The sequence below is a fragment of the Neobacillus niacini genome, assembly GCF_030817595.1.
Taxonomy (GTDB): Bacteria; Bacillota; Bacilli; order Bacillales; family Cytobacillaceae; genus Neobacillus; species Neobacillus niacini_G.
Genome location: NZ_JAUSZN010000001.1, coordinates 4,531,999 through 4,546,401 on the forward strand (window position 1 = coordinate 4,531,999; position 14,403 = coordinate 4,546,401).

General features: G+C 42.6%; 17 protein-coding genes. 16 read left to right on the plus strand and 1 reads right to left on the minus strand.

Annotation, left to right across the window (positions count from 1 at the left end; translation table 11 throughout):
• The first annotated feature begins 249 nt into the window (after positions 1 to 249).
• The 6 genes from rho to prmC all read left to right on the plus strand — a co-directional run bounded on the left by rho (position 250) and on the right by prmC (position 5,420).
• On the plus strand, positions 250 to 1,515 hold the full coding sequence (gene rho / locus QFZ31_RS21540; protein WP_179598714.1) for a transcription termination factor Rho: 1,266 nt from the start codon (positions 250 to 252) through the stop codon (positions 1,513 to 1,515).
• A 337-nt stretch (positions 1,516 to 1,852) separates the two neighbouring features.
• Positions 1,853 to 2,074 (plus strand): 50S ribosomal protein L31, encoded by a 222-nt coding sequence (gene rpmE, locus QFZ31_RS21545; protein ID WP_307306718.1) that lies wholly within the window; start codon positions 1,853 to 1,855, stop codon positions 2,072 to 2,074.
• Between the two features lie 116 nt (positions 2,075 to 2,190).
• Entirely contained in the window at positions 2,191 to 2,802 is a 612-nt protein-coding gene (locus QFZ31_RS21550) for a thymidine kinase (protein ID WP_179598712.1), read from the plus strand.
• A 101-nt stretch (positions 2,803 to 2,903) separates the two neighbouring features.
• Positions 2,904 to 3,353, plus strand: coding sequence for a hypothetical protein (locus QFZ31_RS21555; RefSeq protein ID WP_307306720.1), 450 nt, complete (start codon positions 2,904 to 2,906; stop codon positions 3,351 to 3,353).
• 158 nt (positions 3,354 to 3,511) lie between these two features.
• Positions 3,512 to 4,585 carry a peptide chain release factor 1 gene (prfA, locus tag QFZ31_RS21560; RefSeq protein ID WP_307306722.1) on the plus strand — a complete coding sequence of 358 codons (1,074 nt, stop codon included), beginning with the start codon at positions 3,512 to 3,514 and terminating at the stop codon, positions 4,583 to 4,585.
• Positions 4,578 to 5,420, plus strand: coding sequence for a peptide chain release factor N(5)-glutamine methyltransferase (gene prmC / locus QFZ31_RS21565; RefSeq protein ID WP_307306724.1), 843 nt, complete (start codon positions 4,578 to 4,580; stop codon positions 5,418 to 5,420). Before prfA ends, prmC begins: the two co-directional genes overlap by 8 nt.
• A gap of 931 nt (positions 5,421 to 6,351) precedes the next feature.
• On the opposite strand, the gene QFZ31_RS21570 is transcribed toward prmC, so the two are convergent.
• Complete coding sequence (locus tag QFZ31_RS21570; protein WP_257029233.1) at positions 6,352 to 6,477, minus strand: hypothetical protein; 126 nt, start codon at positions 6,475 to 6,477, stop codon at positions 6,352 to 6,354.
• A gap of 164 nt (positions 6,478 to 6,641) precedes the next feature.
• On the opposite strand from QFZ31_RS21570, the gene QFZ31_RS21575 reads away from it, so the two are divergent.
• From QFZ31_RS21575 to upp, 10 genes are all read left to right on the plus strand, one after another.
• Positions 6,642 to 6,845: an alpha/beta-type small acid-soluble spore protein gene (locus tag QFZ31_RS21575; protein WP_307306726.1), complete on the plus strand. Its 204-nt coding sequence runs from the start codon at positions 6,642 to 6,644 to the stop codon at positions 6,843 to 6,845.
• Between the two features lie 146 nt (positions 6,846 to 6,991).
• Positions 6,992 to 7,888 (plus strand): stage II sporulation protein R, encoded by an 897-nt coding sequence (spoIIR, locus tag QFZ31_RS21580; RefSeq protein ID WP_307306728.1) that lies wholly within the window; start codon positions 6,992 to 6,994, stop codon positions 7,886 to 7,888.
• 109 nt (positions 7,889 to 7,997) lie between these two features.
• Complete coding sequence (locus QFZ31_RS21585) at positions 7,998 to 8,444, plus strand: GNAT family N-acetyltransferase (protein WP_306074480.1); 447 nt, start codon at positions 7,998 to 8,000, stop codon at positions 8,442 to 8,444.
• A gap of 174 nt (positions 8,445 to 8,618) precedes the next feature.
• The gene (locus tag QFZ31_RS21590) at positions 8,619 to 9,662 is read left to right on the plus strand and encodes an L-threonylcarbamoyladenylate synthase (RefSeq protein WP_307306730.1); all 1,044 of its coding nucleotides are present in this window, start codon (positions 8,619 to 8,621) and stop codon (positions 9,660 to 9,662) included.
• A gap of 184 nt (positions 9,663 to 9,846) precedes the next feature.
• Positions 9,847 to 10,395 carry a manganese efflux pump MntP family protein gene (locus tag QFZ31_RS21595; RefSeq protein ID WP_307311721.1) on the plus strand — a complete coding sequence of 183 codons (549 nt, stop codon included), beginning with the start codon at positions 9,847 to 9,849 and terminating at the stop codon, positions 10,393 to 10,395.
• An 88-nt stretch (positions 10,396 to 10,483) separates the two neighbouring features.
• Entirely contained in the window at positions 10,484 to 10,918 is a 435-nt protein-coding gene (locus QFZ31_RS21600) for a low molecular weight protein arginine phosphatase (protein ID WP_307306733.1), read from the plus strand.
• A 233-nt stretch (positions 10,919 to 11,151) separates the two neighbouring features.
• A complete protein-coding gene (rpiB, locus tag QFZ31_RS21605) occupies positions 11,152 to 11,592 on the plus strand; it encodes a ribose 5-phosphate isomerase B (protein ID WP_179598694.1) in 441 nt (146 codons plus the stop codon).
• Positions 11,593 to 11,601: 9 nt separating this feature from the next.
• Positions 11,602 to 12,168: a TIGR01440 family protein gene (locus tag QFZ31_RS21610; RefSeq protein ID WP_307306738.1), complete on the plus strand. Its 567-nt coding sequence runs from the start codon at positions 11,602 to 11,604 to the stop codon at positions 12,166 to 12,168.
• Positions 12,169 to 12,366: 198 nt separating this feature from the next.
• Entirely contained in the window at positions 12,367 to 13,608 is a 1,242-nt protein-coding gene (glyA, locus tag QFZ31_RS21615) for a serine hydroxymethyltransferase (protein ID WP_307306739.1), read from the plus strand.
• Positions 13,609 to 13,722: 114 nt separating this feature from the next.
• Positions 13,723 to 14,352 (plus strand): uracil phosphoribosyltransferase, encoded by a 630-nt coding sequence (gene upp, locus QFZ31_RS21620; protein WP_307306741.1) that lies wholly within the window; start codon positions 13,723 to 13,725, stop codon positions 14,350 to 14,352.
• Positions 14,353 to 14,403 lie beyond the last annotated feature (51 nt).

A 14,403-nucleotide genomic window follows, 5' to 3' on the forward strand; every position in this document is an offset into this window, starting at 1 on the left:
AGAGACTAGATTCTCTTCTAGTCTCTTATCTCCATGAGAATCTATGATCCCCCGCATATAGAAAATTTCCAGTTGATTATTTTTTTACACAAAGGGTACAATAGATAGTGTTTTATTAAAAAAAAGATTCTGCTATTCTATTCATTTCTACTATTTCCTCAACTTTTTTTAATGTTATGAAAACCCTCTATTATCCTTAATGTAAATCCGGGAACGGAATAGAGTAAAAATTTTAAAGTGTGGTGTACTATGGAATTAACTATATCAAGTTTAGAAAACATGAAGCTGAAAGAGCTTTATGAGCTTGCGCGCGAATTTAAGGTAACTTATTACAGTAAGTTATCGAAAAAAGAACTTATTTTTGCCATCTTAAAATCACGTGCGGAACAGCAAGGTTATTTTTTCATGGAAGGCGTACTGGAAATAATCCAGTCAGAAGGATTTGGATTTTTACGCCCGATCAACTATTCTCCAAGCTCTGAAGACATTTATATCTCTGCATCGCAAATTCGCCGGTTCGATTTAAGAAACGGGGATAAAGTATCAGGTAAGGTTCGACCTCCTAAAGAAAACGAACGTTATTACGGACTTTTACATGTAGAAGCAGTTAACGGTGAAGACCCAGAATCAGCAAAAGAACGCGTTCACTTCCCAGCATTAACTCCTCTCTATCCAAATCGACACATGAAACTTGAAACCACTCCAAAATATATCTCTACAAGAATTATGGATGTAGTTGCTCCAGTTGGTTTTGGACAAAGGGGCTTAATTGTAGCGCCGCCAAAGGCAGGAAAAACGATGCTGTTAAAGGAAATCGCTAACAGTATTACAACGAATCATCCTGAAGTGGAATTAATTGTGCTCTTAATCGATGAACGTCCTGAAGAGGTTACCGACATCGAGCGCTCCGTTGCTGGCGATGTTGTCAGCTCGACATTTGATGAGGTGCCAGAAAACCATATTAAAGTCGCCGAGCTTGTCCTTGATCGTGCGATGCGTCTCGTTGAACATAAACGCGATGTTGTCATTCTGATGGACAGTATTACTCGTTTAGCTCGAGCATATAACCTGGTTATTCCACCAAGCGGAAGAACCCTTTCAGGTGGTATTGACCCGGCAGCTTTCCACCGTCCAAAGCGTTTCTTCGGTGCTGCGAGAAACATTGAAGAAGGCGGAAGCTTAACCATCCTTGCAACTGCATTAGTTGATACAGGATCACGTATGGATGACGTCATTTATGAAGAATTTAAAGGGACAGGTAATATGGAATTGCATCTGGATCGTCAGCTTGCAGAACGCCGTATCTTCCCTGCACTTGACATTCGCCGTTCAGGAACCCGAAAAGAAGAATTACTTCTTCCAAAGGACCACCTGGACAAGCTATGGGCAATCAGAAAATCCATGTCCGACTCACCAGACTTTGCCGAGCGCTTCCTGAAAAAACTAAAACAAACCAAATCCAACGAAGAGTTCTTCGCACAGATTGGGGAAGAATTAAAGGGTAGAAGATCTTAGATTTAATTCATGGGCTGTGTTAAAGGAAACTAGTGGTTTTAGAACCTGTTGATTGGAGCGGAAGGCACGAAGACTCCTGCGGGAGGACGGGGCAGGTGAGACCCCACAGGCGCTTATGCGCCGAGGAGGCTCGCCGGCCCGCCCTCGGAAAGCGAAGTGCCTGGAGCGGAAATCAACAGACCTGTCTAATGCAGAAAAACCATAAAAACCCAACTTGCCAAAATAGGTTCACCTTGTTATAATGTGAACAGTGTGTTTTTAGTATTTGATGCTTGTCCGAGACAGGCATGTATATAACTCTGTTTCGAATGATTCAGGGCGGAAGGAGATGAAAAGAATGAAAGCAGGAATTCATCCAAATTATAAAACAGTAACGGTGACATGCGCATGTGGTAACACATTTGAAACTGGTTCTGTTAGAAACGAAATTCGCGTTGAAACTTGTTCAGAATGTCATCCATTCTATACTGGTCGTCAAAAGTTTGCTGAAGCTGGTGGACGTGTAGACCGTTTCAACAAAAAATACGGCCTTAAAGATCCAAACGCGCAACAACAATAATTACACAAAACAGGCAAGCAGAAACTTACTTGCCTGTTTTTTAATTGAATAAAACATGTTGAATTTTAAAAATATAGACGTAATAGGTTTCGTACATAGGAAGGAGACGCCGATTTATGTATTTAATGAAGCAACTCGGATGGGTTGAGGTTATCTGCGGCAGTATGTTTTCAGGAAAATCAGAGGAATTGATTCGTCGGGTGAGACGGGCTCAATTTGCTAAACAAAAAATAGCTGTTTTCAAGCCGAAAATTGACAATCGCTATAGCGAACAATCTGTCGTTTCTCATAATGGCAACTCTTTTCATGCGAAGCCAATTTCCCATTCGATTGAAATTTTACATCATGTAGAGGCGGATATCGACATTATTGCCATTGATGAAGTGCAATTTTTCGATGAAGGGATTGTAAGAGTGGTTCAGCAGCTTGCTGACAGCGGGCATCGTGTTGTCGTAGCAGGGCTGGACATGGATTTCCGCGGCGAGCCTTTCGGGCAGATGCCGGCATTGATGGCGGTTGCTGAAACGGTAACAAAGCTTCAGGCTGTCTGCAGCGTTTGTGGTTCACCGTCAAGCCGGACACAGCGTTTAATCGATGGAAGACCAGCCTCTTATCATGATCCTGTAATCTTAGTGGGTGCGTCAGAGGCCTATGAGCCGCGCTGTCGTCACCATCATGAAGTACCTAAAACTGCATCCTACCGCATACAAGAATCTGTGGTGAAATAAAGTGTAAGAGGCGACGCCTTCTTACACTTTTTTATTTGGAATAATCTTACTAGAACCTTCCTTCAACTGCTTGGGAAAGATAGTTGTAGGAGGTGTAAGTAATGAAAAAGTGGTTGTTTTTTACTTTTTTTGCGGTTCTACTGCTATCGGGTTGTATGAAAGGAAACGACACGGATAATACCGCCTACGATTTAAAAAAGGACACGATGAACCCGAACTATATGTCCAACCGTGCTGATAATCGACCGGAACGCGACATGGGAGAAATGTCTGACCAAAATCCTAACTTCCTTAATTTGAGAGGAACGAGTTTGAATGACGCCTCAAATAGAAATAATATGGGCAGAGATATAGACGTTGCCAGAGATATTGTAAACGGCACCGATAATTTTAGATCCCAATCCATTTGGATCAACAACGCAGGGGATCAGATGACCGTTACTGTTGATACAAAAGGCAATCTCAACGGCAAAGAACGTGCCATTGACAAGCTTCGGAGAAAACTTGAACAGGCACTTCCGCGCTATACCATTAAAATAAGGGAACAATAACATGCTCTGGCTTCAGGGCGTGTTTTTTTTCTTTACGTACCCACGATCCATCTCCAAACAACCCTCCAAAAATTTTTACGGATGAATTTGGTTTTGACGGGGGTTTTCACCTATACTATAATTAGAATGTTATGGACAAAAACTAGAGGTGAATAACTGTGTTTGATCGTCTTCAATCCGTTGAAGATCGCTATGAGAGATTAAATGAACTCTTGAGCGATCCAGAAATTATTAATGATTCAAAAAAACTTCGTGAATATTCAAAAGAACAATCTGATATACAAGAGACTGTACAAACCTATCGTGAATATAAAGACGTCCGCGAACAACTTAAGGATGCCAAGGCAATGCTTGAGGAAAAGCTCGACAACGATATGCGTGATATGGTCAAGGAAGAAGTTAATGAGCTTGAAAAGCAAATTGAGGAACTAGAAGCAAGAATGAAGTTCCTGATGATTCCGAAGGATCCAAATGATGACAAGAACGTTATCTTTGAAATCCGCGGCGCTGCTGGCGGTGAGGAAGCGGCGTTATTCGCGGGTACGCTTTATCGTATGTACAGCCGTTATGCGGAAGCACAGGGCTGGAAAACTGAATTGATTGACGCCAACCCGACTGGTCTTGGCGGCTACAAAGAAATCAGCTTTATGATCAATGGGCAGGGTGCTTATTCTAAACTGAAATTTGAAAATGGCGCTCACCGAGTTCAGCGTGTACCGGAAACGGAATCAGGCGGACGGATTCATACTTCAACCGCTACCGTTGTTTGCTTACCGGAAGCAGAAGATGTAGAAGTTGAAATTCATGATAAAGATATCCGTTTTGATGCGTTTGCTTCAAGCGGAGCCGGCGGACAGTCTGTTAATACAACGATGTCAGCCGTTCGTTTAACCCATATTCCAACTGGAATCGTTGTTTCCATCCAGGACGAAAAGTCTCAGCATAAAAACAAAGACAAGGCGATGAAGGTATTACGTGCACGTGTTTATGACAAGTTCCAGCAGGAAGCACAGGCTGAGTATGATCAGGTTCGTAAGTCTGCCGTTGGTACGGGTGACCGTTCTGAACGTATTCGTACTTACAACTTCCCGCAAAACCGTGTGACCGACCACCGTATCGGCTTAACCCTTCAGAAGCTTGATCAAATTATCGAAGGTAAGCTTGACGAAATCATCGACGCATTAACGCTAGAAGACCAAACAAGCAAGCTTGAAAGTGGTCAAGATGAGTAAGAAAGTGTATGAAGCTCTGCAATGGGCTTCTTCTTTTTTAAAAAAAGCAAATCGGGACGAAAACGCCGGAGAGCTGCTGCTCCGACATTTTACTGGAATGTCGCGGGCACAGCTGTTTGCTAATGTCCGTGATGACCTGCCAGGGGAACAATGGGAAGTGTTTGAAAAGGCGGTCCATGAACATGTAAAAGGAACGCCGGTGCAATACATAATCGGCTCAGAGGAGTTCTATGGACGGAAGTTTATCGTTAATGAAGAGGTGCTAATTCCGCGGCCTGAAACGGAGGAACTCGTTTATGAAACGTTGAAACGAATCAATAAGCGGGAACTAAAGGTGGTCGACATTGGAACGGGCAGCGGGGCAATTGCGATTAGCCTAAAGCTTGAACAGCCTTCTTTAACGGTATATGCCTCTGATATTGCGGAAGAGTCATTAAAGGTGGCACGAGAAAATGCCCGCCTGCTTGGTGCCCACGTTGAATTTGTTCATGGTGATTTACTGCAGCCTTTCCGCGGGCAAAAGTTTGATGTGGTGATTTCGAATCCGCCGTATATTCCTGTAAGTGATATCGAAACCATGTCTGTAGTGGTAACAGAGCATGAACCGCACCGGGCTTTATTTGCTGGTGAGGATGGTCTGGATTTTTATCGCCGCTTTATGGTGGAGCTTCCGGAGGTGATCGCTTCGCGCGCGCTGGTTGGCTTTGAAATTGGGGCCGGTCAGGGGGAGGCGGTAGCCGACCTTTTTAAAAAGGCGTTTGTGAATGTGAAGGTAGAAGTTCTTAATGATATAAACGGCAAGGACCGGATGGTGTTTGCTGAGATAGCAGAGTGATTCTAAACGAATTGCTCTGTTTTTGTTATTAACGCCGTTTTTGCATAGATTGATGTTTAATGAAGGTTATTGAGGACAAATCGGGTGGCATGGTAGAAGGATTAGTCCTTAATCTAGGGTCTTGAGGACAAATCGAATGGCATGGCAGAAGGATTAGTCCTTAATCCAGGGTCTTGAGGACAAATCGCAGGACTTGGCGAAAGGATTAGTCCTTAATCCAGGGTCTTGAGGACAGATCGAATGGCATGGCAGAAGGATTAGTCCTTAATCCAGGGTCTTGAGGACAAATCGAATGGCATGGCGGAAGGATTAGTCCTTAATCTAGTGCCTTGAGGACAAATCGCAGGACTTGGCGGAAGGATTAGTCCTTAATTCAGGGTCTTGAGGACAAATCGCATGGCATGGCGGAAGGATTAGTCCTTAATCTAGGGTCTTGAGGACAAATCGAATGGCATGGCAGAAGGATTAGTCCTTAATCCAGGGTATTGAGGACAAATCGCAGGACTTGGCGGAAGGATTAGTCCTTAATCCAGGGTCTTGAGGACAAATCGAATGGCATGGCAGAAGGATTAGTCCTTAATCTTGTGCCTTGAGGACTTATCGCAAGACTTGGCGGAAGGATTAGTCCTTAATTCAGGGCCTTGAGGACAAATCGCATGGCATGACAGAAGGATTAGTCCTTAATCTAGTGCCTTGAGGACAAATCGCAGGACTTGGCAGAAGGATTAGTCCTTAATCCAGGGCCTTGAGGACAAATCGCAGGACTTGGCAGAAGGATTAGTCCTTAATCCAGGGCCTTGAGGACAAATCGCATGGCATGGCAGAAGGATTAGTCCTTAATCCAGGGTCTTGAGGACAGATCGCTCAAGCTGAAAAGAACCTTACATAAAAAAAGCGATCCTCCGTGACCGAAGCATCGCATTTCCTGTGATTACTTATTGTGTTGTCGTTCCTGGGCTTTTAAAGCGACTTTTTCAAGTCCGGTATGCGCAAATTCCACATCGGTTTTGGGCATAGCAGGATTATGCTGTACTTTCTTGTTCTTCTGTTTAGACATGTTTTCACCACCTTCTAAAAAAAGATGCCAACATCTCTGTTAGTTTGCATTCTTTTTGGAAGGCTATGAATCCAAAAGTTACCAACATACTATTACGAATAACTTAAGCTATCTCATTCCAAACTATAAGTGTAAAACAATTACACTATAGGAGATGATACAAAATGGCAAGAAGCAACAATAGCAATCAGCTTTTAGTTCCAGGAGTAGAACAGGCACTTGAACAAATGAAGTATGAAATTGCACAAGAATTTGGAGTACAGCTTGGAGCCGACACATCTTCACGCGCTAACGGATCTGTTGGTGGCGAAATTACAAAGCGTTTAGTTAGTATGGCTGAGCAGCACTTAGGCGGAACTTTCCGTTAATCCACATAAGCACCCGCACGCTTGTGCGGGTTTTATTTTTTTGCTTTTTGTTAAAAGGAAATCTAGTTTTTTTAAATTTACTAGTTTAAGATTCTTGGCATTTGTCCACAATGAGGATAGTGAAGGGACGGTGCGAGAATATGAATATGAACAGTAAAGTTTTGGTGTGGTCTTATTTAATCATTTTATCGTTAGGAACGATATTAAACTTATATATGCCGAAAACGGAAGCGGTGGCAAAGGATTCAATCGTTATTCCAGCTGAGGCGATTCGCCTTCGTATTCTAGCAAATAGCGATAGTGCAGAGGATCAGGAAATTAAACGAAAGGTCCGTGACGCAGTCAATGCACAAATCACGTTATGGGTTCAGGATTTAACATCTTTGGATAAAGCAAAATCTGTCATTAATTCAAAGCTTCCAGAAGTTCAAGCTATTGCGGAAAAGGTTGTAGCAGAGCAAGGGTCGATTCAAAGCGTGAATGTGGAGTTTGGGAAAGTTCAATTTCCAACTAAATTGTATGGTGAGTTTTTATATCCTGCAGGCGAGTACCAAGCGATCTTAATTACTTTAGGTGAAGGGACAGGCGCTAACTGGTGGTGTGTGCTTTACCCGCCATTATGTTTCTTAGATTTTTCTAATGGAGTAGCCGTACAAAGTGATGGTTTTGAAGATAAAGCATATGCAGCTGAGAAGGAAGAGCAAGTGGCAGAAGCTTCGGAAGAACTAGAAAAAGTAGAAGAGAAAGTGACAAATTCCGTTAAGAATGTAAATGCTAAGAAAGAACAGATTCAAGTAGAAGAGCAGATCGAAGAAGAAGTTGAAGAGGTAAAACAGGTTGTAGTAGAAAAAGAAGTTAAGCAAGTTGTCGAAGGAAAGAAAGTAGAAGTAAAAGAACCAGTTGAGAAAGAAGTAGTAGAGGAAAAACAAACACCTGTTAAAAAGAAAGCGGTAAAAGAGGCTCCGGTGTATACTGCAGAAGATGAAGAACCGGTTAAAGTGAAGTTTTTTGTAGTAGAAATGTTTGAGGGTATTTTTAAATAAATAATGCCAGTCCTGAATGCGGGGCTGGCTATTTTTTTTCTAGTAATTCTAGTTCTAACTCTCTTAAATTTTCATAGTAATAGAGTATCAACTAAAAGAGGTGGTAGGGATGCAAGCAGTTATTCGATGCGCGAACAAAGAGGATTTGAACGGTTTAAGAGAGTTTTTGACGAGGGCGAATCTGGGTTGTGAAGGACTAAGTGAGGAAACTGTGGAGTTCTTTTTATTGCTAGAGGATGAGGATGGGGCGATTAAGGGTACACTTGGAATGGAAGTATTTGCAGAGTGTGGTTTATTGCGTTCGTTGGTTGTTTCACCGGGACAAGCTGAAAAGGATATTTTCCTGTTGATCACACAGATGATGCAATTAGCGAAGGAAAAAGGGTTAAGAAGTTTGTTTTTGGCGACTAATAAGGGAGTGGCGCTGCCATTTTTTGAGTTGCTTGGGTTTGAGAAGGTGGCACGGGACCAATTACCTGAGGAAATGTATAGCTTAGAGCATATTCGACATGTATTTAATGTGGATAACTCGTTATTTTTGAAATTTTCATTATAATTGTGGATTAATCCACAAAGTTATCCACTTTTTCGGAAAAGTTATACACAAATTGTGGACAAAGGGTTGTGTTTATCCCCACCTTCTACTATACTTTCAAATGGAATATGAGACAAAGAGCCTAAATTCGGCAAATTTCGATATCATTTGCGCTTTTGATAAAGGTGGATAACTATGAACACAAAAGTTTGGAAAGTGGATAAATGTGTGGATAACCTCAAAAATAATCCACAGGTTGTGGATGCCGCTCAATTTTTACAAGAAAATGAAGTGGTTGCACTGCCTACAGAAACAGTTTATGGCTTAGGGGGTAATGCTGAAAGTGATGTGGCTGTGGAAAAAATCTTTGCTGCGAAAGGCAGACCAAGCGATAATCCACTGATTATCCACATTGCTGACAAACAGCAACTCAATTCGTTTGTTACGGAGGTTCCAGAAAAGGCGGCTGTTTTGATGGATGAGTTTTGGCCAGGACCCTTGACGATTATTTTTAAAAAGAAAGATGGGGTCTTGTCAGAAAAGGCAACCGCGGGCTTGGAAACCGTCGGTGTTAGAATGCCGGATCATCCTGTGGCATTAGCACTGTTGAAAAAATGCCAGCTGCCGATTGCAGCACCGAGTGCGAATAGCTCCGGGAAACCAAGTCCTACAAATGCACAGCATGTCATCGAGGATTTGAACGGGAAAATTGCCGGAGTGCTTGATGGCGGTTCGACGGGTGTCGGTGTAGAATCAACGGTTTTAGACTGCACGGAGGAAATTCCGTTAATTTTAAGACCGGGCGGGGTGACGAAGGAGCAGCTTGAAGCTGTTGTGGGTGAGGTCCGTCTCGACTCCGCGCTGCTTGATGAAGCTTCAAAGCCGAAAGCTCCTGGCATGAAGTATCAGCATTATGCACCAAACGCACCGCTCTATTTAGTAAATGGAAGTCCCTCTTTTTTGCGATGTTTAATAGCAGAAAAGCAGAAGGAAGGGCTGCGTGTCGGCGTGCTCACAACGGAGGAAAGTGTCGAGGCTTATCCTAGTGATGTCGCAATCGCTTGTGGAAAAAGAAGTGAGCTTGAAAGTGTTGCTGCGGCGCTTTATGACACATTGCGGAAGTTTAACCAGGAAAAAGTGGATATTATCTATAGTGAAATGTTTCCGAATACCGGTGTAGGTCATGCTATTATGAATCGATTGCAAAAGGCCGCTGGCAACAAAATAATTAGTGAGTAGGTGCAGGTTCTCCTTAAAGAAGGAGGCCTGTTTTTTTGGAATTGTCCAGCTCCAGGCGCATCGGCTCGTCTTCTACTGTTGCGTTTACGCTGGGGGCTTTGCGCTTTTCTTAATTCTAAATCCTTTTGGACGTGCATATGTTAAATCAGGGCAAGTCCGAGGGGGTAGAGTTAGCGTGTATGGGATGATTGGAGAATTAGTGACGCTTATTTTAATGGCGTTTGCACTAGGAATGGATGCCTTTTCTGTAGGTCTAGGAATGGGCATGTTCAAGTTAAGGCTGCGGCAAATTTTTAAAATAGGAATTACGATTGGGTTATTTCATGTGTGGATGCCGCTTGTGGGCATGCTCGCGGGTAAATTTTTATCAGATAAGTTTGGGACCTTTGCATCCATAGTCGGTGGATTATTACTGATGGTGCTCGGGGTGCAAATGATTTGGTCAAGCCTCAGGAAAAGTGAGGAATCGGTGATGACACCGGTTGGATTTGGCTTATTAATCTTTGCAACGAGTGTGAGCCTCGATAGTTTTTCCCTTGGGCTTACGTTAGGGATCTATGGAGCAAAAACCATTTTGGTGATTATTTGCTTTGGGGTTGTTGCAACGATATTAACATGGGCAGGCTTGCTGCTTGGGAGAAAGGCTCAAGGCTGGATAGGCTCCTACAGCGAAGCACTTGGAGGAAGTATCCTGCTCGCATTTGGGATCAAATTACTTCTTCCTTTTTTATAAAACCTTTCCGTATAACAGTGAAAGGTTTTTTCATTAGGGATGGAAAAATGATAGTATAGATACATATATGAAAAGGAGGGCATGCCGCATGAAGCGCATTTTATTTGTTTGTACAGGTAATACTTGCAGGAGCCCTATGGCTGAAGCGATTTTAAAAAGTAAAAAGATTGACGGTCTAGAAGTGAAGTCTGCGGGGATTTATGCAGCAACGGGAAGTGAGGCGTCTGCTCATGCCAAAAAAGTCCTGGAAGATCATCATATCGAACATAATCATTCATCCAATATGCTAACCTTAGAATCTGTTCATTGGGCAGATTTAATCTTAACGATGACGGGTTCCCACAAAAATGTGATTCTTCAACAATATCCCGAAACAGCGGGTAAAGTTTTCACCTTAAAAGAGTTTACAGGTGAGGCCTATGATATCGATGTGGTCGATCCGTTTGGTGGAAGTGTGCAGATCTACCAGGAGACCTATCAAGAGCTCGACAAGTTAATAACAAAAGCAATTGAAAAAATGTAAAGCCCTCAGTGTTGAGGGCTTTATATTTTTTTATGGGTATGTCAATATTAAGTCAGAAAAGCGGAAGGCGCCTGTTTATCGGCGACAAGCATAAGACGAGCCGGCATGAAGGTTGCTCTTTAACCTTCTTGACGGATTGGCTTATGTCTCAAGCCGATGGCGCCTGGAGCTGGACAGTAATCGAAGTTGAGTTATATATTTGATTAAATAGGATTAATAGGGAGGTTTTTAATATGAGAGTAGCATTAGCATCTGATCATGGCGGGGTTAATATCCGCAAAGAAATCGCTAGTTTAATGGATGAGCTGGGTATTGAGTACCAAGATTTCGGCTGTGATTGTGAAGGATCAGTGGATTATCCGGATTATGCTCTGCCAGTGGCTGAAAAAGTGGCAAGTGGTGAGTTTGATAGAGGAATTTTAATTTGTGGTACCGGAATTGGAATGAGCATTGCCGCAAATAAGGTAAAGGGAATTCGCTGTGCACTTGTGCACGATACTTTTAGTGCCAAAGCAACACGTGCTCACAATGACACCAATATGCTGACAATGGGTGAACGTGTTATCGGTCCTGGGCTTGCACGTGATATTGCAAAAATTTGGCTGACAGAAGAGTTTGAAGGCGGTCGTCATGCCACTCGCGTTGGAAAAATCAGCGAATACGAGCAGAAGTAGGATGAGACGATGATTCAAGTATGGGAAAAAGAGCTTGAAACCATTCTTTTTGAATTTCAAAGCCAGGCTTCCTTAAAGCCAGGTCAGCTGTTTGTAGTCGGCTGCAGTACGAGTGAGGTAATCGGCGAGAAAATTGGAACGGCCGGTACCAGTGAAGTCGCTGAAATGATTTTTCGTCAATTAAGTCTGTTTGCAAAGGATACAGGTGTCGCGTTAGCTTTCCAATGCTGTGAACATTTAAACCGTGCACTTGTGATTGAACGTGCGGAGGCGATTAAACGTGGATTAGAAGAAGTCTCCGTTGTTCCTATTAGAACCGCTGGCGGGGCAATGGCCACCTATGCATTTGAAAAATTTTCGGAAGCTGTTGTTGTTGAATTTTTAAAGGCGGATGCAGGGATTGATATTGGTCAAACCTTCATTGGTATGCACTTGAAACATGTTGCTGTACCGATTAGAGTAACGCAGAAAAGTGTTGGACATGCACACGTAACGTTGGCAAAAACACGGCCAAAACTAATTGGCGGTGCTCGAGCGGTGTATGAAAAGACTTCGGGTAATTCTAGCTGCAGCTGAGTCCCTTATACGAACATTTGGGATAAAATTTAATATAACGTTCGTATTTAAGGTGTTTTCTTAATCAAATAAATAGGGTAAAATAAAAAAAACGGGGATTTTACGAATCCCCATTTCTCTTTTAGAGAGAAACGTGCTATTATATAGAGGGAATTTTCAAAAGATTAATTCAGGTTCATACATACAGGGGGGATTACCATGAAGCATTTGTCTAATCAGGACAAGCAGGTATTTGAAGCGATTCAACAGGAATTAGGCCGTCAGCGCGGAAAAATCGAATTAATTGCCTCAGAAAACTTTGTAAGTGAAGCGGTAATGGAAGCACAGGGTTCTGTGTTAACCAATAAATATGCAGAAGGCTATCCAGGCCGCCGTTATTATGGCGGTTGTGAATACGTGGACATTGTTGAGGATCTTGCTCGTAATCGTGCGAAGGAGATTTTTGGTGCGGAATACGTAAACGTGCAGCCACACTCTGGCGCGCAGGCAAACATGGCTGTTTACTTTACGGTCCTTGAACAAGGCGACACTGTTCTTGGTATGAACCTTTCACATGGCGGTCACTTAACACACGGAAGCCCAGTAAACTTTAGTGGTGTTCAATATAACTTTGTTGAGTATGGTGTAGATGAAACCACTCACCGCATTAATTATGATGATGTTTTAGCAAAAGCACGTGAGCATAAGCCAAAGATGATTGTGGCTGGAGCAAGTGCCTATCCACGTGAAATCGATTTTGCGAAGTTCCGTGAAATTGCAGATGAAGTGGGCGCATACTTAATGGTGGATATGGCTCATATTGCGGGTCTAGTTGCAGCTGGTCTTCACCAAAATCCGGTTCCATATGCTGATTTTGTTACAACTACTACTCATAAAACACTTCGCGGACCTCGCGGCGGAATGATTCTCTGTAAAGAAGAATGGGGCAAAAAGATTGATAAATCAATTTTCCCTGGAATTCAAGGCGGTCCATTAATGCACGTAATCTCTGCAAAAGCAGTTGCGTTTGGAGAGGCTCTTCAAGACAGCTTTAAAGAATATGCAGGTCAAATTATTGCGAATGCAAAGCGTTTAGCTGACGGATTGCAAAAAGAGGGCATCAGACTTGTTTCTGGCGGCACCGATAACCACCTACTTCTTTTAGACATGCAGACACTTGGTTTAACTGGTAAAGTTGCTGAAAAGGTACTTGATGAAGTAGGAATTACCGTTAATAAAAATACGATTCCATTTGATCCACAAAGTCCGTTTGTAACAAGCGGTATCCGTATTGGTACAGCTGCTGTTACAAGCCGTGGTTTTGGGTTGGAAGAAATGGACGAAATCGCGTCAATTATTGCATTTACTTTGAAAAATCATGAAGACGAAGCGAAACTTAAGGAAGCGGCTGCTCGTGTTGAAGCTTTAACAGGTAGATTTACGCTTTATCCTGAATATTAAACATCTATGAATCGACTCCATTGTGGGTCGATTTCTTTTTATGTAAGTTGCTCATTGTGATTTTTTTCTGTACAATGAGACGAAGTTAATTTTTATATAAAAGGGGCGATTATTGTGGCAAAGGTATACGTCTTCGACCATCCACTTATTCAGCATAAACTTACATACATTCGTGATAAAAATACAGGAACAAAAGAGTTCCGTGAATTGGTAGACGAAGTTGCAACACTCATGGCATTTGAAATCACAAGAGATATGTCACTTGAAGATATCGAGATTGAAACGCCAGTATGTTCGGCAAAATCAAAGGTATTATCAGGAAAGAAAATTGGGATTGTACCGATTTTGCGTGCAGGAATCGGTATGGTTGATGGTATCTTGAAGTTAATTCCAGCTGCGAAAGTAGGACATGTCGGATTATACCGCGATCCAGAAACATTAATGCCTGTTGAATACTACATCAAGCTCCCAAGTGATGTGGAAGAGCGTGAATTCATCGTCGTTGACCCAATGCTCGCAACAGGGGGGTCAGCAAATGTGGCGATCGAAAGCTTGAAAAAGCGCGGCGCCAAAAATATCAAATTTATGTGTTTGATTGCGGCACCAGAGGGTGTAGAAGCTGTTAAGGCAGCACATCCTGATGTAGATATCTATATTGCTGCGTTAGATGAGAAGTTGAATGATCATGGTTACATTGTACCTGGATTAGGTGACGCTGGGGATCGGTTGTTTGGGACGAAATAAGGGTTTTCTGAAGCTGAGTAGACTGATGTCTGCTCAGTTTTTTTGTTGTGG